We start from the raw sequence: 22850 nt of genomic DNA, 5'->3' as shown, positions 1-22850 counted from the left end.
AGTTATGAAATACGATGTAGTTGTTGTAGGAGCAGGTCCTGCAGGTTCAATAGCATCTCGTTACGCTGCGCTCAATGGTGCAAGTGTGTTGCTGATTGAAGAACATCAATCCATTGGTTCTCCTGTAGGATGTACTGGACTACTCAGCACCAGAGCGGTTTCTGAATGTGACCTTGAACCTTCAGATGATTTTGTATTAAATAATGTGAAAGGTGCATTTATATACTCAACTGATGGAATCCCCCTTCAAATCGATGGCGGACAGACCAAAGCGTATGTGGTTTCCAGAAAGACATTCGATAGAAAACTTGCACAAACGGCAGTGGAGTCAGGTGTGGATATACTTTTAAGGACAAAAGCTGTAGGAATTGAGAACAGTTCAAGCATCCAGAAACTTCATGTTTTAAAAGAAGGTGTAAAGCAAACAATTAAAGCACATGTTGTAATTGGTGCTGACGGGATTCGTAGTAACATTTCAAAGATGGTAGGTCTTGGAAATGTAGAAAAAATTGTTTCAGGTATACAGGTTGACGGAGTATATGAATCCAAAAATAGTGAATTTGTAGAACTCTTTCCTGGTTCATACGCACCGGGTTTTTTTGCATGGACAGTGCCTCTTTCAAAAAGTATATCCAGGATAGGTCTTGGAACAACCGAACCAGATGCTGTTAAATACTTGAACCATTTAATAAAATCAAATCCAGAAATATCCGAAAGATATCAGGGCAGTATGATGGATTTTGTTGTGGGTGCTATACCTCTTGGTACATTGGATAAAACCTTTACAGATGGTGTTATCGTTGTAGGTGATGCAGCAGGACAAGTTAAACCTACTTCAGGAGGAGGGATATATCCTGGAGCGGTGTGTGCAAAAATTGCTGGTGAAGTTGCAGCAAAATCAGCTTTAAAAGCAGACCCATCAAAAAACAGTCTGGTAGAATATGAAAAACGATGGAAGTCAAATATAGGAAAAGAACTTGATACAGGTATGAAAATCCATGAGTTTATTACTAACCTGAAGGATGAACAACTCAATGACCTTCTACATTCTATGAACAATCCCAAAATACTGGACACAATAACAAAATACGGAGATATGGACCACCCATCGATATTGGTAAAAAAGATGATGCACCCATCTAATTTGAAACCTGGTCTTAAAATATGCTGGTCACTTGCAAAAACTGTTATTTAATTAATATATACTTACTCCTTTAACTGTACACAGTTTCAAAATTTCATCAACAAGGTATCCCGGTACTTTTGAATCTGTTATAATGGTAAGTTTTGGCTCATCCTTAAAATAAGGGTCATCTGAAACTGCTTGCCTTATACTTATATCATGGTTTGCAATCACAGTAGCAACTTCAGCAAGTATACCGGTACTTGCAGCGTCCTCGGGTGTGATTATGATTACGCCCAGTTCCAGTGAAGGAGCAACGTCCCTTAAAAATGGAATAGATGTAATATTTTGAAAAATCTCTTTAAGCATTTCGTCTTTTAATATTGTATCAGTTGTAGCATCGATTACCCGTCTGTCAACATTGGCTTCTCTTGCAAGCTGGGTATGAGGTATTTCTATTTTTCCGGATTTGACCTTTTTCTCATTATCTACCTGGAATCCCCTTTCAAAAAGAATTCTTAAAACTTTTTCTTGTGCAGGATGATTTTTGAATTTTTCAATTATGGGTCTCCACATGGAATCACATCTATTTTGGGTTGTATGTTGCCTATAAACACTGTTATAAATTAAAATATTGTCGTGTTGCAGATGTTTTATATATTTTAAAATCAGTGTAAAACTGGTTTGCAACAATCTTTTATTAATGAATTGGTTATAACGTAGTATTAGTTTAATTATAAACCACAGGTTTAAATGAGATTGACCTTAAAACAGAGATTACATATCGTAGTGTTCATATAATAGCAAAACCGATAATAACACCTACATGAATAAATGTCATTAATATTAATTAAAGATGACAATAATTGCTCATAACGTTCCGAGGAGGAATTTAGTGAAAGTCTACAGTGATTATGATGACTTGCCCAAAATAAAGCTTCCACATAATCAGGAAGTTTTTATCAGTGACAGTACCATCCGTGATGGTTCTCAGATGCCTGGAATTGTAATGAAACCAAGCCATAAACTACAGATTTATGAATACCTTCATGAAATTGGAATTGAAAAGCTGGAAACCTTTGTTTTCAATGAAAGAGACCGTAAAGCTGTATATGAAATGTTTGACAGGGGATATGAAAAACCCGAAATCACAGGGTGGGCAAGGTCATCAGAAAAAGATATAGATATGGTTCTGGATGTTGACGGTATTGAAGAAACTGGTTTGTTGATGTCTGTTTCAGATTCTCACATATTTGATAAAATGGGGTTGCCCAGCAGAGAAGCTGCAGAAGAAAAATATCTTAATGCAATCCAGTATGCAGTTGATCATGGATTACGTACAAGGGTCCATATTGAAGATATGACGCGTGCTGATAATTATAATTTTGTCTACCCCATGATAGAAAAGATTCTGGAAATAGACCCTGAAACTACTGTAAGAGTATGTGATACACTTGGTTATGGAGTACCGTTTCCTGATGTGGATGAGCCGTACGGACTACCTTCTATGATAAACCATCTGAAAAATGAACTGGGTGCAATTAATATAGAGACACATATACATGATGATTTTGGGCTTTCACTTGCCAATTCACTGGCAGGATATTGGTATGGAGCTAACTGGTCCAGTCTTACATTTCTGGGTGTAGGAGAACGTGCAGGTAATGCTGAAATGGAAAAACTACTTTTGTTCCTATCCCAGCGTGTAGAAGGTTTTGAAAAATACAATCTTGAACCTATAGCAGATATCGCCAACTTCATAGAAAAAGAGTTGGATATAAGAATCCCCAAGAACAAGGCGGTTGTTGGTAAAAATATATTTGCTCATGAATCAGGAATTCATTCTTCAGGTGTAATCAAAAACCCGTTTACCTATGAGCCCTTTAAACCTGAAACTGTAGGCAGGGAGAGGGAAATCCTTGTAGGTGAGTCGTCAGGTGTCGGTGTTCTCAGGCACAAGGTGCAGGAAGTTTTGAACGAACTGATGGATGTTAATACTGAGATTGATAAAAATGACCCACGTTTGAAAAAGATTCAATCTGAAATCCAGTCACTTTATGATAATGAACAGAGACAGTCGTGTATTTCAGATGAAGAAATACGGTCTTATGTCCAGAAGTATTTTCTGTACGAACCACTGGTGAAAAACAAGCCCTCTAAAAAAGAATATTATAAGGAAAACGATGAAAATCGCGGTTATTAAACAAAAAGGGTATAAGTATAGTCTGGCTTATACCCACTATATTTGATTTTAAAGTTTTTCCAGCTCTTTTTCTGTAAATTCAGCGATTCTGTTTGCCATTTCACTGAGTTTTGCACTGCCTCCAAGGTCGTAGGTTATATATTTTCCTTCTTCAATTACATTTTCAACAGCATTGAAAATTGCTTGTGCCTGTTTTTTCTCGTCGAGATAATCAAGCATCCATGCTCCTGCAAGTATGGTTGCTACAGGGTCGACTTTATCCTGTCCCTTGTATTTTGGAGATGACCCATGAGCGGGTTCAAACATGGCGAAATTGTCTCCGATATTGGCAGAATAAATAAGACCTATACTTCCTATAAGGGCTGAACATTCCTCACTTATTACGTCCATAAACAGGTTGGTGGAAAGCAGTATCTTGTTGTTGAAGTTCTGGGGGTTCTTTATCAACTGCTGGGCGATGTTGTCGATGTGATATTCCCATATATCAATGTCTGGATAATTTTCACCTACTTTGTGGACTTCCTCTAAGAATACACCATCTGTTTGTTTCAGGATGTTGCTTTTATGAATAGCTACGACTGTATCGTAGTTACGTCTTTTTGCTTCTTCAAAAGAGTATTCTGCAATTTTTCTGCATGCAGTCCTTGTGACTTTTCTTATTGCTATGTGCGCATCTTCGGTAATTTTTGCTTCTTCACCAAAATAAAGACCTTCTGTGGCTTCTCTTACACAGACAAAATCCACATCTCCAAGAGGTGCATTGGTGTTTGGAAATGTCTTGGTCGGGCGTACATTTGCATAGAGGTTGTATCTTTGTCTAATGGACACAGCTACACTTTTAGGAGTTCCTATACCACCGGGTGTTGTGGTTGGACCTTTGAAACAGGCATCAGCGTTCTCAAGAACATTCCATGTTTCATCAGGAATCAGCGTGTTGCCGCCATTTTCTTCCCACCATCTTGCTCCTGCTTCACAGGGTACAAATTCTACATTGGTTTTTGCTGCGTTTACTACTTTCATCATCGCTTCTACAAGTTCAGGACCTACTCCATCACCTTTTATTACTGCTGCTTTTTTACTCATTTTTTAATCACCGAGTCCTCTTAATACGTGTTTTAGTATAAAATCCCGCTCTATTTAATCATTGATATTTGAAAACGTTACTTAAATTTATCATGGATTATGGTTCAGTTATTATAGGTTTGAAAAATTTTAGTAAACTAATGTCAAATATAATGTAAGTAATATAGGATTGATAAGATGGAATACAATGTATTAATATTAATTATTTTGTTGATTGCTGTGATTATTTGGTACTGGTGGAAAAATAATAGTAAATAATAACTAATTGTAATCTGTGTTTAAACAATTATAAGGGTTCAAGTTATTTACTAATTATACAGTTTTAAATTATAATGTGGTGGAATAATATGAATACAAATATTTTCCATCCAAATATTTTATTTCAGATAAACCCATTCTTGGATAATAAGATGTGATGAACATGTCTGTAAAATCCATTTTTCCAATAACCGATAATCATATGCATATCGACCCGAGAGGACGGGGATTGTCTGCAGTAAAGGATTTTAAAAATGCAGGTGGAACTCATATATTCCTTGTTACAAAACCGAGCTGGACACTGGGTGTCAAGATTTCAAAACCTCAGGATTATACTGCTGTTTTTGATGAAACCATTGATATTACACGACAGACAGAAGATATAGGTGTCAAATCGTTTCCAGTTCTGGGTGTTCATCCGGCAGAAATCAACAACCTTACCGATAATCTCGGCATGAAACTGGATGATGCTGTAGAGGTGATGAAAGGCGGACTTGACCTTGCGGCTCAATATGTCAGAGATGGATATGCTGTAGGAATAAAGACGGGTAGACCTCATTATCCCGTATCAGATGAAGTATGGAGGGCATCCAACGAAGTCATGGAACATGGTTTTTCACTGGGTGCAGAAATTGACTGTGCAGTACAGCTTCATACCGAAAGCGTCGGAGAACCCGAACTCAATGACATTACAAAAAAAGCAAAGCGCAGTGGTATCAACCTGCACCGTGTTGTTAAGCATTATTCTCCACCGATGGTAAATATATGTGAAAATCTGGGAATTTTTCCCGGAGTCCTTTCAGGTAAAGAATCGGTTGAAACTGCATTTAAAGAAGGTAGCAGGTTCATGATGGAGACTGATTATATCGATGACCCACAGCGACCCGGTGCAGTAATGGGTCCAAAAACAGTTCCCAAACGTACCTTGAAAATGGCAGAAAAATATGATGAAGATGTATTTTGGAAAGTTCATAAAGAAAACCCTGAAAAAGTTTATGATGTTGAAATTAAAATTTAACCCGAAACCTTTAATTTAGCAATCCTCATTTAAAACTTCAACTCCATGCAGACGAATTCAAAAATACAGTTACCTGTTACCGTGCATGAAGAGAACAATGGATACCTTGTAAAATGCCCCTTTTTTAAAGATTGTGAAGTAAGAGCAGAAACTCTTGATAAAGCACTGGAAAATATCAGGGATGCAATAAAGACATGCATCAGAGATGGTAACGATTACAGGATACAAAAATTTTGTACAATTAAAAAGTTTCACTTTCGTACAGTAACAATAGATGAAATATAAGATGTTTGACCGACCGGTTTTACACATTTTTGAAAACAAAATTAAAAATAACGGATTATAACCATGTCATTAAACAGTATAATTATCAGGGGAGCAAAAGAACACAACCTGAACAACATCGATGTCACACTTCCAAGAGACAAATTCATTGTTATAACAGGTCTTAGCGGTTCTGGCAAGTCGTCTCTTGCATTTGATACTATATATGCGGAAGGTCAGAGGCGCTATGTTGAATCACTGTCAGCCTACGCTCGCCAGTTTCTTGGATTGATGGAAAAACCTGATGTAGAATATATTGAGGGGCTCTCTCCTGCCATTTCAATTGAACAAAATACCACAAACAAAAACCCGCGGTCAACAGTAGGAACTGTCACAGAAATATATGATTATTTCAGACTGTTGTTTGCCAGAATCGGTAAAAGACACTGTCCTTATTGCGGCAGAAGAATCGAGCCACAGAGTATAGACCAGATAGTGGACAACATAATGAATCTCCCTCATAAAAGCAAGATATACATATTAAGTCCCATCATTAGAGAACGAAAGGGTGAATACAAAAAGTTGTTTACTGATTTGCAGTCAGAAGGATATTCCAGAGTAAGAGTTGATGGGGATGTTGTATCACTGGATGAAACCGATGAACTGGAGCTTGGGCGTTACCAGAAACACAATATAGAAATAGTGGTTGACAGATTGGTTATAAAAGAGGGAATTGAAGACCGTCTTTCTGAAGCTGTAGAAACAGCAATTGAGAAAAGTGGCGGCACAGTGATGATAAATGTTGTAGATGGCGAAGAGCAGATATTTAGTGAAAAACTTGCCTGTTCTGAATGCGGAATCGGATTTGAAGAACTGGAGCCTCCGGCGTTTTCATTTAATAGCCCTCAGGGAGCATGTCCCGAATGTCATGGACTGGGTACAACAATGGAATTCGACCCTGAACTTATAGTTCCAAATCCGAATCTCACTCTACATCAGGGAGCGGTTGAACCCTGGAGCAAACGAGACGGATACCATATGCAGTCTCTTGAGTCACTTGCAGACCATTATGGATTTTCTATGGATGTGCCGTACAAAGACTTGGATTCCAATATCAAAAAAATAATCATGTATGGTACAAATGAAAAAATACCTCTTGAGCATGTCGGAAAACGTGGTGGTGTATGGAAACGGAGAGGACGTTTTCGCGGAGTTGTTTCTTATCTGTCCCGTGTTTATAATAAAACAGAATCTGAAAATACAAAGGATAAACTAAACAAGTATATAAGCAATAAGCCATGCCCTGAATGTAATGGTAAACGTTTAAAGCCTGAAGTTCTTGCAGTAACCATTGATGATAACAATATAATAGATATAACTGAAAAATCTGTTGAGAATTCACACCACTTTTTTGAAAAACTTGAAACAAAACTGGATTCGCGTGAATATGCCATAGCTCGCATGATATTAAAAGAAATAACATCCAGACTTGGTTTCCTCATGGATGTAGGTTTGGATTATCTGACACTTAGCAGATCTGCATCTACCCTTTCAGGGGGAGAAGCCCAGAGGATAAGGCTTGCTACCCAGATTGGTTCAAGTCTTATGGGTGTGCTCTATATCCTTGATGAACCAAGTATAGGTCTGCATCAAAGGGACAATATACGCCTTATTAATACACTTAAACACCTCAGGGATCTTGGAAATACGGTATTGGTTGTAGAACATGATGAAGAAACAATTCTAAATTCTGACCATGTTGTTGATATGGGTCCCGGTGCGGGGATACATGGTGGTAATGTAATATCTGAAGGAACACCTGAAGAAATCAGAGAAGATGAAACCTCACTTACAGGACAGTACTTGAGCAAAAAGAAGGATATAGAAGTACCAGAAAAAAGACGAGAATCCATGTACAGCTTATCACTTGTTGGAGCAGGAGAAAACAATCTAAAAAATGTAGATGTAGATATACCACTGGGGGTCATGTTGTGTGTGACCGGTGTATCGGGCTCAGGAAAGAGCACACTTATAAACGATACTCTTCATAAGGTACTTGCCCAGAAACTCCATCGTGCAAAAGAAAAACCCGGAACATATAAAGATATAAAGGGTCTGGAAAATGTAGATAAAGTTATAACCATCGATCAGTCGCCCATTGGACGCACTCCAAGGTCTAATCCTGCAACATATACCAATGTATTCACACCAATAAGAGAATTGTTTGCACAAACACCACTTGCCCGTGCAAGAGGTTATAAACCGGGAAGGTTTAGTTTTAATATTCGTGGTGGAAGATGTGAAACCTGTTCAGGTGACGGTATAATAACTATTGAAATGCATTTCCTGCCTGATGTCCATGTACAGTGTGAGGTGTGTAATGGTAAACGGTACAACAGAGAAACACTGGATATATTATACAAGGGTAAAACAATATCAGATGTCCTTGAAATGACCGTTGAAGAGGCACTGGAATTTTTTGAAAATATACCCAAGATTAAAAAACGATTGCAGACCCTTTATGATGTAGGTCTTGGTTATATCAAACTTGGTCAGTCATCAACTACACTCTCAGGTGGAGAAGCCCAAAGGGTTAAACTTGCATCTGAACTTAGCAGACGTTCAACAGGGAATACCTTATATATTCTTGATGAACCAACTACTGGTCTGCATTTTGAGGATGTAAAAAGATTGCTTTCAGTCCTCCAGAGACTGGTTGATGCAGGAAACACGGTTATTGTAATTGAACATAACTTGGATGTAATCAAAACAGCAGACTGGTTAATTGATCTTGGTCCGGAAGGCGGTGAACATGGAGGTAGAGTAATTGCAGAGGGGACACCTGAAACAGTGGCAAAGACCAATGGGTCATATACAGGTGAATTTTTAAACCGCATGCTTGAATAATGTACTCCCTTATAAAAATGAAAATCTTTTTATGTGTTATTACACAAATATATAATTGCAGTATTATTCGGGGGATTATAAATGAGTACAAGAATGACTCCGCCCGAACGCATGGCAGCCGTCATGTCCGGGCAAAAACCTGACCGTGTACCTGTGGTTCCTTTTATTCTTGGGTATGCGGCAAATATAACAGGAATCTCACTTGGAGATTTCTATGCAGACGGAGACAAGTGTTTTGATGCACAGTTTGCATCCATGCGCCTTCATGGTTATGAACAGACACCAATGTATGGGTATGCTTCATGTGGAGCATGGGAATTAGGTGGTAAAATTGGTTTTCCATATCGAAAGGGTCAGGGGGCTCCCTATGTAGAGGAACATCCAGTAAATACAGTTGAAGATGTAGAAAACCTAAAAGTGCCTGATTTTAGAAATGAATTACCTGGCGCTTATAAAGAAGCTGATAAAGTTGCATCCAAATGTGCAGAACGCGGAATGCCTGTAACAGTACAGATAGGTAGTGTATTTACTGCTGCATCGGTGGTTGCTGAAACATCTAAATTTTTTAATTGGATAGTGACAAAACCCGATGTTGTGCACCAGATTCTCGATAAGGTAAGTGATATGTTTATCAATGCTATTGATTATTTTGCAGATAAATATGGTCCAAAAACTCTACTACCATTTGACGGGGGTCCATCTGAATCAAATACCATGATATCATCAAAAATGTTTGAAGAATTTGCCTACCCCTACGTGAAAAAAATACATGACCATGTAAATGAACGTGGGATTCCAGCGGTTCTGATGCATCCATGTGCAGACCAGAACGCCAACATTCCCTATTATGTCAAAATGAGGGAAGAAAATGATTGGTCAAGTAAATATGTCTGGTTATTTGGACCAGAAACATCTATAAAAACACAAATAGATGCATTCGGTGACCACGATATAATCTGTGGCAACATAAATCCACCGCTATTTCAAAGTAGCACCTACGAAGAAACTCTGGAAATTTGCCGCGAAAACATCGAAGAGGGTATGAATGCTCCAAACGGTTATATATTGTCAGCTGGTTGTGAATTCCCACCAAACGCTGCCCCGATTAAAGTAATGGCAATGGTTGATGCAGCAGAGATGTATGGAAAATACAGCTAAATTTTAGAAGAAGTTTGCTACCCAGCCTGTGATAACCCCCATCATACAGGCAGGGTAGCCAGAACTACATCAAACCACATCTCCCTGATGGTTGAACCCCCACTCAACCATAAAATCCGCTCGTCTCTACTTTTAAGCAGATGTAGAATTATTCCTTATCCTCTACGTCTGCTGTCAATCACATTATTATGAATTATAGATATATATAATAAATGATGCTGTTGATTTTTCTGCCTTAAATATTATAAAAGCGTTGAAATTTTTGGCGACTTTAAACCTTTAAAAGTTTTGTTTTAATATTTATATATGTATGTATATATCTAGACAATCCTTTTAAATACCTCTACGAACATATCATTAAGTGTATATGGCTAATATATTCATGATTTAGTGGTTTAATTATGCAGAAAAAAATAAATGATGATGCTATGGAAAATGACTTGCGTTATCTTGATAACATAATCAAAAAACAGAAATCAAAAAGGAAAAAACCATCTTCTGATGTTGCAAGATGGAAAAGGCAAGTGCTGTTTAGAAAACAGCTTAAAGAACAGGGGATTATTAAATAAACCTCCTTTCAATCAAGCAGTATCAGTGTATACTGTGATGGAATGTCATTTTCCATAGGGAATTTTTGAAGTGGAGTACCCAGTTGTTCAAGAGTTTTATCCAGTCTTACTCCAAGTCCCATAAGACAGGGTCTGCGGACTGTAGGGTGATGGCAATTTCCTTCAAATCCTGCGCAGCAGACATTTGAGTAGTCACTATTGGCGCACCATGTACACATTCCAGGGAACGTAGCAAGGGCGGTGTTATATCCGAGATTCCATGCAAGTTTTTCAAGTTCAAGGCTTCCTGGCTGTATCCTTTCTTTCCTTTCTTTCATAACGGTTTTAAGGTTTTGATGATGTTGTTTTTTTATGTCCTCGTTGTCAGGAGGAGATACACTGTATTTTACAAAGTTTTCACTGATTTCTCTTGAAAACCTATTTTCAGATATCCAGTCCACAAGGAGTGTCCAGTCATATTCATCCAGCATTTTTCTGAATTCATCGACTGTTGGTATAAAAGGGGGACAGACGTGACTGCCGTACCCGTTACATCCGAATATACATTTCAAAGTGGTACGGTTCTCAACAATAATATTTTCTGCAGGAATTAATCTGACACTTTTTGCTCCCTGTTCTTTTGCCTTTTCTTCCAGGAGTTTGTAATTTTTATCTGATATCATCTTAAATATTAATACAGGTTTAACAGAATTTAGGGTTTATGCAACCCAAAAAATGATTGGGGAATGTTAAATTTGGATTATTCTTTTTTCAGTTTTTCTACAACAGCATCTACCTGTTCTACAGCAGTACCTATATACTTGTAAGGGTCTACAAGCTGTACAATTTCTTCGTCGTCAAGATATTGTGAAACTTCTGAATCTTCCAGCAGAACGTCTTTTAAATGTCTGCCGCTTTCATGTGCTTCCATTGCATTTCTTCGCACAATTTCGTGGGCGTTTTGTCTGCCGGCACCCTTTTTGGCAAGTTCTATCATTACTGCTTCTCCCATATTGAGACCTTTAAGTAGTTCAAGGTTGTGGTGGATGTTTTCTGGATAAAATCTGAGGTTTTCAACAATACCAGTACCAAGTTTTATTATATGGTCTGTAAGCACGCAGGATTCAGGAAATACAATCCTTTCAGATGATGAATTGGTAAGGTCTCTTTCATCCCAAAGGGTGTTGTTTCTGAGTTCTGGCTCTATCATAGATCTTATGATACGGGCAAGTCCGCATATCTGTTCGGATTTTATGGGGTTTCGTTTATGCGGCATGGTTGATGAACCAACCTGTTTTTTACCAAAACTTTCCTCTACTTCTGCTATTTCACTCCTTTGAAGGGTACGTATTTCTATACCGATTTTATCCAGAGTTGTAGCAACATTAGCCATCCACATAACAAATTCTGCGTGTCTGTCTCTCTGGATAATCTGGTTTGAGACATCTACTGACCTTAGACCAAGATATTCCATTGCTTTTTTCTGTAATTCAATGCCTTTTTTACCAAAAGCAGCCTGAGTACCGACGGCGCCGGTCATCTGTCCTACAAGTACCCGGGGTTTCATCTGTGTCAGACGCTCAAGATGGCGTGAAATTTCAGAAGCCCAGATTGCAAATCTTAATCCATAAGTTGTGGGAACTCCTATCTGTCCGTGGGTGCGACCTGCACAAACTTTATCTTTATGTTTTTCTGCCTGATTTACAAGAGCTTGCATCAAATTGTTAAGTTTACTCTCAAGTATTTCCACTGCATCTTTTATCTGCAAACCTGTTGCAGTATCCAGCATGTCATTGGATGTTGCTCCAAAATGAACCCATTTACCGGAATCATCTGGACATTGTTCTGAAATACCAAGCACAACTGCCATCATATCATGATTAATTTCATCTTCGATTTCCTTGACACGTTCAAGTTTAACAGAATCAATGCTTTTTGCTATTTTATCTGCAGCATCTTGTGGTATGAGCCCTACATCAGCCTCGGCTCTGGCAAGGGCGACTTCTACATTCATGATTTTGTAGAGGCGGTTTTCTTCACTCCAAACGTATTTCATCTCTTCTGTTCCATAGCGGTATTCAATTGGATGGATTGCCATTCTAATATTCACCTATTATATTTTGTATAGAATAAATCTAACAATGGTGAAAGTTTATTTAAAATAAATAGGCTTTGAATTTGATTAAAAAGTATTAATTAAACCTCTGCAAAAGAAAAAATTAAAAGAAGAAAAATATTCAGGAAACCATTTATTTGGATTTTTCCTGTTCTTCTGCAAGAACGAATTTTTTGCCGCAAAGGTCACAGTTTCCATCCTCTGTAACACTTGGCTGTCTTGGTGCATCGCCACCACAAACTCCGCATTTTACCATTTAACTCACCTCCCCCGAGTTATCTAATGTATCATTTCTAATATTGTCAGTTAAACATATATATTTAATTGTTATTTTTTTATTCGTTGATTATTATTTAATTTATGTGGCATTAATCATTTTTCTTTTTGAAAAATAACCAGCTGTTTTTATCCTTTCCGTATTTTGTTTTTATGAGCACATAATCACCTTCCAGTTTATTGCCTTTTAACCTGAATATAATTTCTTCATCCTCGGTTTTAACAGGTTCAAAAGTTCCTTTATCCCAAATTTCAACTGTTCCTGCACCGTATTGTCCTTCGGGAATTTCGCCTTCAAAATCTGCATATTCAAGCGGATGGTCTTCAGTCTGTATAGCAAGACGTTTTACGTCAGGGTTTTTCGATGGTTCTTTTGGAATCGCCCAGCTTTTTAATACTCCGTTCATTTCAAGGCGAAGGTCATAGTGTAATTTACTTGCATTATGTTTCTGGATTACATATACAGGATTTTCTGGGTCCGGTTTTCTGCTACTTGGTGAAGGTTCTGGAGTTTTTTCAAAATCTCTTTTTTTGCTGTACTCCTCAATCATGTATAAAGTAATGGTTGCTATAGTATAATAGATTTTTTAAAGTATTTAAAAAGCAGTTATGAGTTGGAGTAGGAAATTGTACGGGCCTGCTGGGACTCGAACCCAGGATATAAGCTCCGGAGGCTTATGTGCTATCCGCTACACTACAGGCCCTTTAGAAGTATTATTAATATTACCAAGAAAGTTATAAATTTAATGCATTTGTATATGTTATCAGATACTGAATTTATTAAATTATATTCGTGATGTTAAATGTTTAAGACTACTGTAACTCCAAGATTTGGTGATATGGATGGGTTGGGGCATATAAATAATACGGTACTTCCAGTCTGGTTTGAGCAGTCAAGGAACCCGATTTTTCGTATATTTACACCGGATTTAAATCCTGCTAAATGGAAACTGATAATGGTTAGAACAGAATTTGATTTTGTAGATGAGCTTTTCTATGGGATAGATGTAGAGATAAAGACTTATGTGTTAAATATCGGTAATACATCATTTACAGTGGGTCATGAAGCTTGGCAATATGGGAAGTTGAGAGCAAAAGGGAAAGCAATAATGGTTCATTATGATTTTGGTCTAAAAAAATCTATACAAATCCCTGATTCTATACGGGAATCTTTAAAAGAACATCTTTATCCAGAAGAATAAAAATTATTTTTACTGATACAACATGATTTAATAGTGGTCAATTATAATATACATATGATTAAAGATTTGTAATCAGAGGTATTCTGTAATGGATGATTTGAAAGGAGTTTTTAACGAGCATAAAATTGCTTATTTTTCCATGGAAATAGGTCTTTCCAATGATATACCCACCTATGCAGGCGGGCTCGGTGTGCTGGCAGGCGATACTATAAGATCAAGTGCAGATTTAAACCTTCCTATAATTGCCTTAACACTTGTCAGCAAAAAGGGTTTCTTTAATCAGCATTTTGATGAAAACGGCTGGCAAATCGAGTCATATGAAGAGTGGGACCCTTCAAAATATGCTGAGTTACTGGAACCTGAAATTAATTTAAAAATTGAAAACAGGAACGTGAAAGTTAAAGCATGGCTTTATAAGTATTACAGCTTTACAAAAGAAATGATACCTATACTATTCCTTGATACTGATTTTGAAGAGAATGAACCTAAAGACAGAGAGATAACACATTATCTTTACGGAGGAGATGAAAAGTACCGGTTAAAGCAGGAGATTGTTCTTGGTATGGGTGGAGCCAGAATGATTGATGCACTGGAACTGGATATCAGGAAATACCACATGAACGAGGGTCATTCAAGTCTTCTCACTCTTGAGTTACTGCATAATTATAATATGGATGGTGAAAAAGTAAGAAATTTATGTGTTTTTACCACACATACACCGGTTAAAGCAGGGCACGATACATTCCCTTATACTCTTGTAGAAGAGTTGTTTGGAGATAATGAGGATATAGAACTGCTAAAAAAATACAGTGATTCTGATAAACTTGATATGACCCGTCTTGCCCTTAACTTATCTGATTATGTAAATGGAGTTGCCAAAAGGCACAGAGAAATATCAAAGCAAATGTTTCCGGGATATGAAATAAATACAATTACAAATGGGGTTCATACATATAACTGGACATGTTCACATTTTAAACAACTTTATGATGAATTTGTACCGGGATGGGCAGCTGAGCCTGAATTACTGGTAAGAGCCAGTAATATACCCTATGGTCGGGTATGGGAAGCACACAATAAAGCCAAGAAGGATTTAATAGACTATGTCAATGAAAAAACAGGTAAAGATATGGATTATGAAACATTGACAATAGGTTTTTCCAGACGTGCTGCTGAATATAAAAGACATTCATTTATTTTTACAGACCTTGAAAGGCTTAAAAAGGTAAATTATAAAGGAAATTTACAGTTTATTTTTGCGGGGAAAGCTCATCCAAGGGATGAAGCAGGTAAAAAGATTATACAAAATATATTTGGATATATAAAAGAGCTGGAAGGACAAATCAAAATAGCGTATCTGGAAGATTATGACATGGAACTTGCATCTAAAATGGTGTCAGGAGTGGACATATGGCTTAATACACCCATGAGACCATATGAAGCTTCAGGTACAAGCGGAATGAAAGCGGCTCATAACGGTGTGATTAATTTCAGTGTGCTTGATGGATGGTGGATAGAAGGTTGGATAGAAGGTGTGACAGGCTGGAGTATAGGTCCAAAAAGTTATGAATACAGTTCAGAAGATAAAATTGCAAAACAAGAAATTGATGATTTTTACAATAAACTGGAATATATCATAATACCGACCTATTATGAAAGAAGAAATGACTGGATAAAAATGATGAGCAATTCAATCAGCATGATTGCATACTATTTTAACACACATCGAATGATGCGCAGATATGTAACAGAAGCATATCTATAATTTAAGTTGTCCAGTGCGTTTTTTTTGAGGGTAAATATGGCAGATATAATAATCAAAAACGGCTACATTTTGACAATGGATTCTTATGAGTTAACACAGGGAGTAGTTGTAATAGAAAACGGTACCATAACAGAGGTAGCAGAATCCACTGAACAGGATGCAGACCAAATCATCGATGCAAAAGGCTCAGTTGTGATGCCGGGTTTTGTCAATACCCATACTCATACAGGTATGACATTGCTTAGAGGATATGCAGATGACTTTCCGCTTGATGAATGGCTAAAGAATTACATCTGGCCTGTTGAAGACCGGTTAACAGATGAAGATGCATATATAGGAACAAAACTTGCATGTCTGGAAATGATAAAATCAGGTACGACCTCGTTTGCTGATATGTTCATCCATATAGATAAAGTAGCCCAAGCAGTAAAGGATTCTGGCATGAGGGCTGCTCTTTCATATCGGATGATAGAAGCAGGGAATGAAGAAAAAGGTAAATCTGAACTTGATACGAATAAAAGATTTATAAATAACTGGAAAGGAGAGGCAGAAGGTCGGATAATAACAATGTATGGACCACATGCTCCTTATACCTGTTCTGAAGGTTTTTTGTCAAAAGTAAAAAAAGAGGCAAATCACGACAGAGTCGGCATCCATATCCATGTACTTGAGACCGAGAGTGAATTAAATCAAATGAAACAGCATTATGGGATGTGTTCAATCAACCTTTTGGACAGACTTGGATTTTTAGGTCCGGACGTACTTGCAGCACATTGTGTCTGGTTGTCGGATGATGACATAGAAATACTCCGAGGACGAGGAGTTCATGTATCCCATAATCCAGTAAGCAACATGAAACTTGCATCCGGGGTAGCACCAGTACCCGGGATGTTGGACAGGGGCGTAAATGTCTCGCTGGGAACAGACGGCTGCGCATCTAACAATAACCTGGATATGTTTGAAGAGATGAAAACGGCGGCACTTCTTCATAAGGTGGAGAGCCTTGACCCGACAGTACTACCGGCTCGTCAGGTGCTTGAGATGGCAACAACCAGCGGAGCGAGGGCACTTGGTATAAAAAGTGGTGTATTGAGAGAGGGTTATAATGCAGATGTAATCATAGTAGATATGAACAAACCTCATCTCACACCAGTGTATGATATACATTCACACCTTGTATATTCCGCATCAGGTAGTGATGTTAGTACAACCATAGTTGACGGTCGGATACTTATGCAGGATTATGAAGTAGTTTGTATGGATGAGCAGGATGTACTGGACAGAGCCAGAACTGCCGCAGCCGGTCTTGTAGAGCGAGCTAAATTCTGATGTATAAAGGAGTTTTTAAAAATGGTGGATGATACATTACTCGAGTCCGGTAACCAGAAAATAGAGTGGGCAAGGAACCACATGCCTGTACTGTCGATAATAAGGGATGGTTTCGCATCTGAAAAACCACTTAAAGGTTGCAGGATAGCCATGGCACTGCATGTGGAAGCCAAAACCGCCGTTCTTGTGGAGACACTTGCATCAGGAGGTGCTGAAATCGCTATAACCGGTTGCAATCCCTTGAGTACGCAGGACGATGTTGCTGCAGCATTGGATACAAGGGACAATGTTTCATGTTATGCAAAAAATGATGTTAGTAAAGATGAATATTATGAGGCAATCGACAGAGTGCTGGATATAGAACCCAATATTATAGTGGATGATGGTGCTGATATCATTCATAAAATACATACAGAACGCCAGAATCTGCTACCGAATGTAATCGGAGGATGTGAAGAAACTACTACAGGTGTGCACCGTTTGATGTCAATGTCTGAAAACAATGCCTTAAAAATACCCACTATTGCGGTTAATGATGCACTTACCAAATTCCTGTTTGACAATCGCTACGGTACAGGTCAGTCAACATGGGATGCTATAAATAGAACCACCAATCTGTTAGTTGCGGGCAAAGATGTCGTTGTTGCTGGTTATGGTTGGTGTGGTAAAGGAGTAGCCATGTATGCAGCAGGTCTTGGAGCCAATGTGATAGTAACCGAGGTCAATCCTGTAAGGGCACTCGAGGCGCGTATGGATGGGTATCGCGTGATGACAATGGATGAAGCTGCAGAACTTGGTGACATATTTGTAACAACCACCGGTAATGTTTCAGTCCTTACCAGAGACCATTTTAAATTAATGAAGGATGGAGTAATTCTTGCTAATTCCGGTCATTTTAATGTGGAAATGAATCTGGAAGAACTTGAATCAATGGCACACTCGATTCGCAAAGTAAAAAGTAACATCAAAGAGTATAACCTCAAAACTCATCGAATTAATGTTATTGCAGACCAGCAAACAGTAAATCTGGCAGCAGGAGATGGTCATCCTGCAGAAGTAATGGATATGAGTTTTTCAAATCAGGCGCTTTGTGTTCGTCATCTTGTTGATAATGACCTTGATATCGATGTGCATGCAGTACCACCGGAAATCGATACCTATATCGCCGAACTAAAGTTAAAGGTACTCGGGATTGAAATAGATGAATTGACTACAGAGCAGGAAAAATATATGCGTGAATGGGAACACGGTACATGATATTATAATTTTTAAATATATCTGTGAGATATTACCTTTCTGTGTATTATCATGCTCTACAACAACAAGTGGGTAGTAGATGTATTGTGTTTTATATATTCCAATATGGTGAAAATAAATTATATCCACAATCTTCTTATATATAGATTGTTAATTATATTATGAAATATCCTGCAAATGAAAAACTATCTGTAATATTGGACTGTAATAATCTTTAAATATAATAAACCGGTATTTTTCAAGGCTAAAATTTATATATGATAATGTCTTTTTGTCCACGTCGCCTTGGATGTTAAGGGTGACTTTCGCGCGGATGTATGACATTGTATATGTCTATAATACCATACAATCAGAAAGGGCTCGTAGCTCAGTCAGGCAGAGCGTCTGGCTTTTAACCAGACGGTCTAGGGTTCAAATCCCTACGAGCCCGTCACAACCCATTATTTACTGTACTGGTGTATCTTCCTTGTATGGATATTTTTTAGGGAGGAATAAATTTGAGAAATATCAGCCTGCTCGACCACGAGTTAATCCCAAAACATGAAATTCTGGCAACGGATGAGTTACAAACTGTTTTAAACCACTATCAAATTGATAAAGAGCAATTGCCAAAAATAAAATCCACTGACCCTATTATACAAGAAATCGGGGCATTAGAAGGGGATGTTGTAAAAATAAGTCGAAAAAGTCAGACTGCTGAAGAAGGTTTATATTACAGATTAGTAATAAAATGATAAATTCTTAAAACTTTCTAACCATTAAAAATTCTCTGTTTATACTCATGCTATCCTTTAAATTTAAAAACAAACCCAAGACCATTTCATCGTCTTACAGCCAATTAATCGTTATTACTGAGTTAACTCATATATATTAAAAAACCAATAGAGGGTGCTACCATAGTGGCAAATACCGCTGAATTATCAAGAGAGTATTTTACAAAAGGCAAAATAGTACAGCATCACATAGACTCTTTCAATAAATTTTTGGAATCAGGTCTCCAGAAAGTCATTGATGAACAGGGCATTATCGAAACAGACCTTGAAGACATTTATATCAAACTTGGAAATATCAGAGTTGAAAAACCGATTGTAAAAGAGGCTGATGGGGCTATTGAAAATCTTTATCCCAACGAAGCAAGGCTGCGTAATATATCCTATACTGCACCATTATATCTCCAGATGAGTGTTGTAAACGGTGATAAAGAAACCGAACCTATGGAAGCAAAGATAGGTCAATTACCTATAATGGTAAAGTCCAATTATTGTAATCTTGTAGGAATCAACGACCAGGAAATGGTACAATATGGAGAAGACCCTCTTGACCCGGGAGGATACTTCATAATAAATGGTACTGAACGGGTTGTTATGACCCTTGAAGACCTTGCACCCAACAAGGTAATGACTGAATTTTCTGAACGCTATGGTGATCCAATTCAGGTTTCCAAGGTATTTTCACAAAGAAGAGGATATCGGGCACTGGTTGTTGTAGAAAGAGGCAGAAAATCACTTCTTGAAGTATCATTCCCTTCAATATCCGGACGTGTAAATTTCATTACTCTTATGAGGGCACTTGGTGTTGAAACCGATGAAGATATTGTAAAAATGGTTTCAACCGACCAGGAAATATTAAAATACATGTTTGAAAACCTTGAAGAATCCGAAGTTGAAACCACAGAAGAAGCTGTTGAAAAACTTGGTTCCCGTGTGGCATCAGGACAGGCGAAAGATTACCAGATTAAACGGGCAAATTATGTAATTGATAGATATCTTCTTCCTCATCTTGGAAATGATCCTGAAGACCGGCTTACAAAAGCACATTTTCTGGGCAGAATGGCAGAGTCCTGTTTTGAGCTGGCTCTTGGAAGACGCAATCCCAATGACAAAGACCATTATTCCAACAAACGTTTGAAACTCACCGGAGACCTTATGGAAGACTTATTCAGGGTGGCTTTCAACAGACTTGCAAGGGATATTAAATATCAGCTTGAACGGGCAAGTATGAGAAACAGAGAATTGAATGTAGTTACCCTTGTAAGAGCAGATGTATTAACAGACCGTCTTCAACATCCATTGGCAACAGGTAACTGGGTAGGCGGGAGAACCGGAGTATCACAACTTTTAGACCGTACCGATTATATTTCTACACTATCTCATTTAAGGCGGGTTATTTCTCCTCTCTCAAGAGCACAGCCGCATTTTGAAGCTCGTGACCTTCATCCTACCCAGTGGGGACGTTTGTGTCCATCGGAAACACCAGAAGGTCCAAACTGTGGGCTGGTTAAGAATTTTGCCCAGATGGTGGAGCTATCCACGGGTACCGATGATATGGATTCAATCAAAAACAGCCTCTATGATTTGGGAGTTAAACCTATGGTGATACATACACCGACAAGTGAAGAACCTGAATATGAAGAGGAAGTTGATAATTACGTGGATGAGCTGGAAAAAACATTCCCTGAAGCACAAGGACCTGAACACACAAGCTCCAGCGAAGTTTTAGATTCGGATACATTGTGAGAGGAGATTTAAATGACAGAAGCAAAAATTTTCCTAAATGGTGAACTGGTGGGTACTCATAATAATCCTGTTGAACTGGTAGAGGATATACGAGAGCAGAGAAGAAATGGTTTGATATCGCAACAGGTAAATGTAGCGTTATATGAAGATATCAATGAAATTATAATAAATTCTGATATAGGTAGGGCAAGAAGACCACTAATTATTGTCAAAGATGGTAAGCCTCTTGTAACTGATGAACAAATCGAGCAGCTGAAAAACAATGAAATCACATCTGAAGATTTGGTAAAACAGGGATTTGTGGAATATCTTGATGCAGAAGAAGAAGAGAATGCTTACATAGCACTGTATGCATCAGACCTGACACCCGAACACACCCACCTTGAAATAGACCCTTCAATGATTCTGGGTATATGTACTGGAATGGTACCTTACCCAGAACACAATGCAGCGCCACGTAATACAATGGGGGCTGCGATGGTAAAGCAGTGTGTCGGCATGTCAACTTCCAATCAGAAATTAAGGCCTGATACCAGAGCGCATGTGCTCCATTATCCACAAAAAGCACTTACAAAGACACAGCCAGCAGATTCTATTCATTTTGACGAAAGACCAGCAGGTCAAAATTTTGTTGTTGCTGTAATGTCATATGAAGGTTACAATATCGAAGATGCACTTGTTTTTAATAAAGGTTCTATTGAAAGAGGACTTGCAAGAAGTCATTTCTTGAGGACATTTGAAGGAGAAGAAAGACGGTATGCTGGTGGACAGGAAGACAAATTTGAAATTCCTGATTCGGATTACAGAGGAGCAAGAGGCGCTGAAGCTTATGCAAATCTTGATGAAGATGGACTTGTAAACCCTGAAACAGTAGCGGCACCAAATGACGTTCTTATCGGTAAGACCAGTCCGCCGCGTTTTCTTGAAGAACAATCCGATTTCGGTCTTGCTGTGGAACAGCGCCGTGAAAGTGCGATAACCATGCGTTCTAATGAAAAGGGTATCGTTGATAATGTAATATTAACAGAATCCATAAACGGTACTCGCCTTGCAAAAGTGAAAGTAAGAGACCAGAGAGTGCCTGAAATCGGGGATAAATTTGCATCAAGACACGGTCAGAAAGGTGTCATTGGATTAATTGTTCCCTATCAGGATATGCCGTTTACTGAAGATGGATTGGTTCCTGACCTTATTGTAAATCCACACGCTATACCATCTCGTATGACTGTTGGTCATGTTCTGGAAATGATTGGTGGTAAAGTAGGTTCTATGGAAGGTAGACGTGTTGATGCTACAGCGTTTTCTGGTGAATCCGAAGAGGAATTAAGAAACGGTCTAAGAGATTATGGTTTTTCACATACGGGAAAGGAAGTCTTTACAGATGGAGTAACAGGTAAGAAAATACAGGCTGATACTTTTTCAGGTGTTATTCTGTATCAAAAACTGCACCACATGGTTGCTTCTAAGATGCATGCCAGATCCAGAGGTCCTGTACAGGTGCTTACAAGACAGCCTACTGAAGGTAGAGCCCGTGAAGGAGGTCTAAGATTTGGAGAAATGGAAAGAGATGTCATGATAGGACATGGTGCAGCAATGGCACTGAAAGAACGTTTGATGGATGAATCCGATAAAGTGGTTCAGTTGGTCTGTTCCAACTGCGGTATGATTGCTACCTACGACCGGAAACAAAAGATGGCTTTCTGTTCTAATTGTGAATCAGAAACTGATATCTATCCAGTAGAGATGAGTTATGCTTTCAAATTGCTTCTGGATGAAATAAAATCGCTTGGTGTTACACCAAGAATGGGACTTGAGGATGCTGTATAA

The 22850-nt window shown here is 38.2% G+C and carries 20 protein-coding genes and 2 tRNA genes; 15 read left to right on the top strand and 7 right to left on the bottom strand.

What is annotated here, in order from left to right:
* Positions 1–4 precede the first annotated feature (4 nt).
* The gene (locus tag METEV_RS03960) at positions 5–1195 is read left to right on the top strand and encodes a geranylgeranyl reductase family protein (protein ID WP_013194269.1); all 1191 of its coding nucleotides are present in this window, start codon (positions 5–7) and stop codon (positions 1193–1195) included.
* Here METEV_RS03960 and METEV_RS03955 read toward each other — a convergent pair whose 3' ends face one another.
* Positions 1196–1699 carry an amino acid-binding protein gene (locus tag METEV_RS03955; RefSeq protein WP_013194268.1) on the bottom strand — a complete coding sequence of 168 codons (504 nt, stop codon included), beginning with the start codon at positions 1697–1699 and terminating at the stop codon, positions 1196–1198. It lies immediately after the preceding gene.
* A gap of 319 nt (positions 1700–2018) precedes the next feature.
* Between METEV_RS03955 and METEV_RS03950 the strand changes: the two genes are divergently transcribed.
* A complete protein-coding gene (locus METEV_RS03950; protein ID WP_013194267.1) occupies positions 2019–3326 on the top strand; it encodes a homocitrate synthase/isopropylmalate synthase family protein in 1308 nt (435 codons plus the stop codon).
* A 48-nt stretch (positions 3327–3374) separates the two neighbouring features.
* Here METEV_RS03950 and METEV_RS03945 read toward each other — a convergent pair whose 3' ends face one another.
* Positions 3375–4409, bottom strand: a complete 1035-nt coding sequence (locus METEV_RS03945; protein WP_013194266.1) for an isocitrate/isopropylmalate dehydrogenase family protein — start codon at positions 4407–4409, stop codon at positions 3375–3377.
* A gap of 415 nt (positions 4410–4824) precedes the next feature.
* Here METEV_RS03945 and METEV_RS03940 point away from each other — a divergent pair, with 415 nt between their 5' ends.
* The 5 genes from METEV_RS03940 to METEV_RS12305 all read left to right on the top strand — a co-directional run bounded on the left by METEV_RS03940 (position 4825) and on the right by METEV_RS12305 (position 10583).
* Positions 4825–5685 carry a TatD family hydrolase gene (locus tag METEV_RS03940; RefSeq protein WP_013194265.1) on the top strand — a complete coding sequence of 287 codons (861 nt, stop codon included), beginning with the start codon at positions 4825–4827 and terminating at the stop codon, positions 5683–5685.
* A gap of 45 nt (positions 5686–5730) precedes the next feature.
* A complete protein-coding gene (locus METEV_RS03935; protein ID WP_013194264.1) occupies positions 5731–5970 on the top strand; it encodes a type II toxin-antitoxin system HicB family antitoxin in 240 nt (79 codons plus the stop codon).
* Positions 5971–6033: 63 nt separating this feature from the next.
* On the top strand, positions 6034–8856 hold the full coding sequence (gene uvrA, locus METEV_RS03930) for an excinuclease ABC subunit UvrA (RefSeq protein WP_013194263.1): 2823 nt from the start codon (positions 6034–6036) through the stop codon (positions 8854–8856).
* 81 nt (positions 8857–8937) lie between these two features.
* Entirely contained in the window at positions 8938–10014 is a 1077-nt protein-coding gene (locus tag METEV_RS03925; protein ID WP_013194262.1) for a uroporphyrinogen decarboxylase family protein, read from the top strand.
* Between the two features lie 401 nt (positions 10015–10415).
* The gene (locus METEV_RS12305) at positions 10416–10583 is read left to right on the top strand and encodes a hypothetical protein (protein ID WP_013194261.1); all 168 of its coding nucleotides are present in this window, start codon (positions 10416–10418) and stop codon (positions 10581–10583) included.
* An 8-nt stretch (positions 10584–10591) separates the two neighbouring features.
* Here METEV_RS12305 and METEV_RS03920 read toward each other — a convergent pair whose 3' ends face one another.
* The 5 genes from METEV_RS03920 to METEV_RS03905 form a co-directional block, all read right to left on the bottom strand.
* Positions 10592–11245, bottom strand: coding sequence for a DUF2284 domain-containing protein (locus tag METEV_RS03920; protein WP_013194260.1), 654 nt, complete (start codon positions 11243–11245; stop codon positions 10592–10594).
* Positions 11246–11322: 77 nt separating this feature from the next.
* Positions 11323–12660 carry an adenylosuccinate lyase gene (purB, locus tag METEV_RS03915; protein ID WP_013194259.1) on the bottom strand — a complete coding sequence of 446 codons (1338 nt, stop codon included), beginning with the start codon at positions 12658–12660 and terminating at the stop codon, positions 11323–11325.
* 151 nt (positions 12661–12811) lie between these two features.
* Positions 12812–12934, bottom strand: coding sequence for a hypothetical protein (locus METEV_RS12835; RefSeq protein WP_013194258.1), 123 nt, complete (start codon positions 12932–12934; stop codon positions 12812–12814).
* A 112-nt stretch (positions 12935–13046) separates the two neighbouring features.
* The gene (locus tag METEV_RS03910; RefSeq protein ID WP_013194257.1) at positions 13047–13505 is read right to left on the bottom strand and encodes a DNA polymerase ligase N-terminal domain-containing protein; all 459 of its coding nucleotides are present in this window, start codon (positions 13503–13505) and stop codon (positions 13047–13049) included.
* 81 nt (positions 13506–13586) lie between these two features.
* Positions 13587–13658 (bottom strand) — tRNA-Arg (locus tag METEV_RS03905).
* 99 nt (positions 13659–13757) lie between these two features.
* Here METEV_RS03905 and METEV_RS03900 point away from each other — a divergent pair.
* From METEV_RS03900 to rpoB, 8 genes are all read left to right on the top strand, one after another.
* Positions 13758–14156: an acyl-CoA thioesterase gene (locus METEV_RS03900; protein ID WP_013194256.1), complete on the top strand. Its 399-nt coding sequence runs from the start codon at positions 13758–13760 to the stop codon at positions 14154–14156.
* A gap of 88 nt (positions 14157–14244) precedes the next feature.
* Positions 14245–15921 (top strand): alpha-glucan family phosphorylase, encoded by a 1677-nt coding sequence (gene glgP / locus METEV_RS03895; RefSeq protein WP_013194255.1) that lies wholly within the window; start codon positions 14245–14247, stop codon positions 15919–15921.
* A 36-nt stretch (positions 15922–15957) separates the two neighbouring features.
* Complete coding sequence (locus METEV_RS03890) at positions 15958–17250, top strand: amidohydrolase family protein (protein ID WP_013194254.1); 1293 nt, start codon at positions 15958–15960, stop codon at positions 17248–17250.
* Between the two features lie 21 nt (positions 17251–17271).
* Positions 17272–18507, top strand: coding sequence for an adenosylhomocysteinase (locus tag METEV_RS03885; RefSeq protein ID WP_013194253.1), 1236 nt, complete (start codon positions 17272–17274; stop codon positions 18505–18507).
* 356 nt (positions 18508–18863) lie between these two features.
* A tRNA-Lys gene (locus METEV_RS03880) sits at positions 18864–18937 on the top strand.
* 67 nt (positions 18938–19004) lie between these two features.
* The gene (locus METEV_RS03875) at positions 19005–19241 is read left to right on the top strand and encodes a DNA-directed RNA polymerase subunit H (protein WP_013194252.1); all 237 of its coding nucleotides are present in this window, start codon (positions 19005–19007) and stop codon (positions 19239–19241) included.
* A 165-nt stretch (positions 19242–19406) separates the two neighbouring features.
* The gene (locus METEV_RS03870; protein ID WP_013194251.1) at positions 19407–21023 is read left to right on the top strand and encodes a DNA-directed RNA polymerase subunit B''; all 1617 of its coding nucleotides are present in this window, start codon (positions 19407–19409) and stop codon (positions 21021–21023) included.
* A 12-nt stretch (positions 21024–21035) separates the two neighbouring features.
* Positions 21036–22850: a DNA-directed RNA polymerase subunit B gene (gene rpoB / locus METEV_RS03865; protein ID WP_013194250.1), complete on the top strand. Its 1815-nt coding sequence runs from the start codon at positions 21036–21038 to the stop codon at positions 22848–22850.

Origin of the sequence: Methanohalobium evestigatum Z-7303 (assembly GCF_000196655.1) — an archaeon.
Taxonomy (GTDB): Archaea; Halobacteriota; Methanosarcinia; order Methanosarcinales; family Methanosarcinaceae; genus Methanohalobium; species Methanohalobium evestigatum.
Note: the sequence above shows the minus strand (reverse complement) of the source record. Positions and strands in the feature narration are given on the sequence as shown.

What these genes read in the sequence shown, in the direction of transcription:
- METEV_RS03960 (WP_013194269.1), top strand. Translation starts at nt 5, where the DNA reads ATGAAATACGATGTAGTTGTTGTAGGAGCAGGTCCTGCAGGTTCAATA.
- METEV_RS03955 (WP_013194268.1), bottom strand. Translation starts at nt 1,699, where the DNA reads ATGTGGAGACCCATAATTGAAAAATTCAAAAATCATCCTGCACAAGAA.
- METEV_RS03945 (WP_013194266.1), bottom strand. Translation starts at nt 4,409, where the DNA reads ATGAGTAAAAAAGCAGCAGTAATAAAAGGTGATGGAGTAGGTCCTGAA.
- METEV_RS03940 (WP_013194265.1), top strand. Translation starts at nt 4,825, where the DNA reads ATGAACATGTCTGTAAAATCCATTTTTCCAATAACCGATAATCATATG.
- METEV_RS03935 (WP_013194264.1), top strand. Translation starts at nt 5,731, where the DNA reads ATGCAGACGAATTCAAAAATACAGTTACCTGTTACCGTGCATGAAGAG.
- uvrA (WP_013194263.1), top strand. Translation starts at nt 6,034, where the DNA reads ATGTCATTAAACAGTATAATTATCAGGGGAGCAAAAGAACACAACCTG.
- METEV_RS03925 (WP_013194262.1), top strand. Translation starts at nt 8,938, where the DNA reads ATGAGTACAAGAATGACTCCGCCCGAACGCATGGCAGCCGTCATGTCC.
- METEV_RS12305 (WP_013194261.1), top strand. Translation starts at nt 10,416, where the DNA reads ATGCAGAAAAAAATAAATGATGATGCTATGGAAAATGACTTGCGTTAT.
- METEV_RS03920 (WP_013194260.1), bottom strand. Translation starts at nt 11,245, where the DNA reads ATGATATCAGATAAAAATTACAAACTCCTGGAAGAAAAGGCAAAAGAA.
- purB (WP_013194259.1), bottom strand. Translation starts at nt 12,660, where the DNA reads ATGGCAATCCATCCAATTGAATACCGCTATGGAACAGAAGAGATGAAA.
- METEV_RS12835 (WP_013194258.1), bottom strand. Translation starts at nt 12,934, where the DNA reads ATGGTAAAATGCGGAGTTTGTGGTGGCGATGCACCAAGACAGCCAAGT.
- METEV_RS03910 (WP_013194257.1), bottom strand. Translation starts at nt 13,505, where the DNA reads ATGATTGAGGAGTACAGCAAAAAAAGAGATTTTGAAAAAACTCCAGAA.
- METEV_RS03900 (WP_013194256.1), top strand. Translation starts at nt 13,758, where the DNA reads ATGTTTAAGACTACTGTAACTCCAAGATTTGGTGATATGGATGGGTTG.
- glgP (WP_013194255.1), top strand. Translation starts at nt 14,245, where the DNA reads ATGGATGATTTGAAAGGAGTTTTTAACGAGCATAAAATTGCTTATTTT.
- METEV_RS03890 (WP_013194254.1), top strand. Translation starts at nt 15,958, where the DNA reads ATGGCAGATATAATAATCAAAAACGGCTACATTTTGACAATGGATTCT.
- METEV_RS03885 (WP_013194253.1), top strand. Translation starts at nt 17,272, where the DNA reads ATGGTGGATGATACATTACTCGAGTCCGGTAACCAGAAAATAGAGTGG.
- rpoB (WP_013194250.1), top strand. Translation starts at nt 21,036, where the DNA reads ATGACAGAAGCAAAAATTTTCCTAAATGGTGAACTGGTGGGTACTCAT.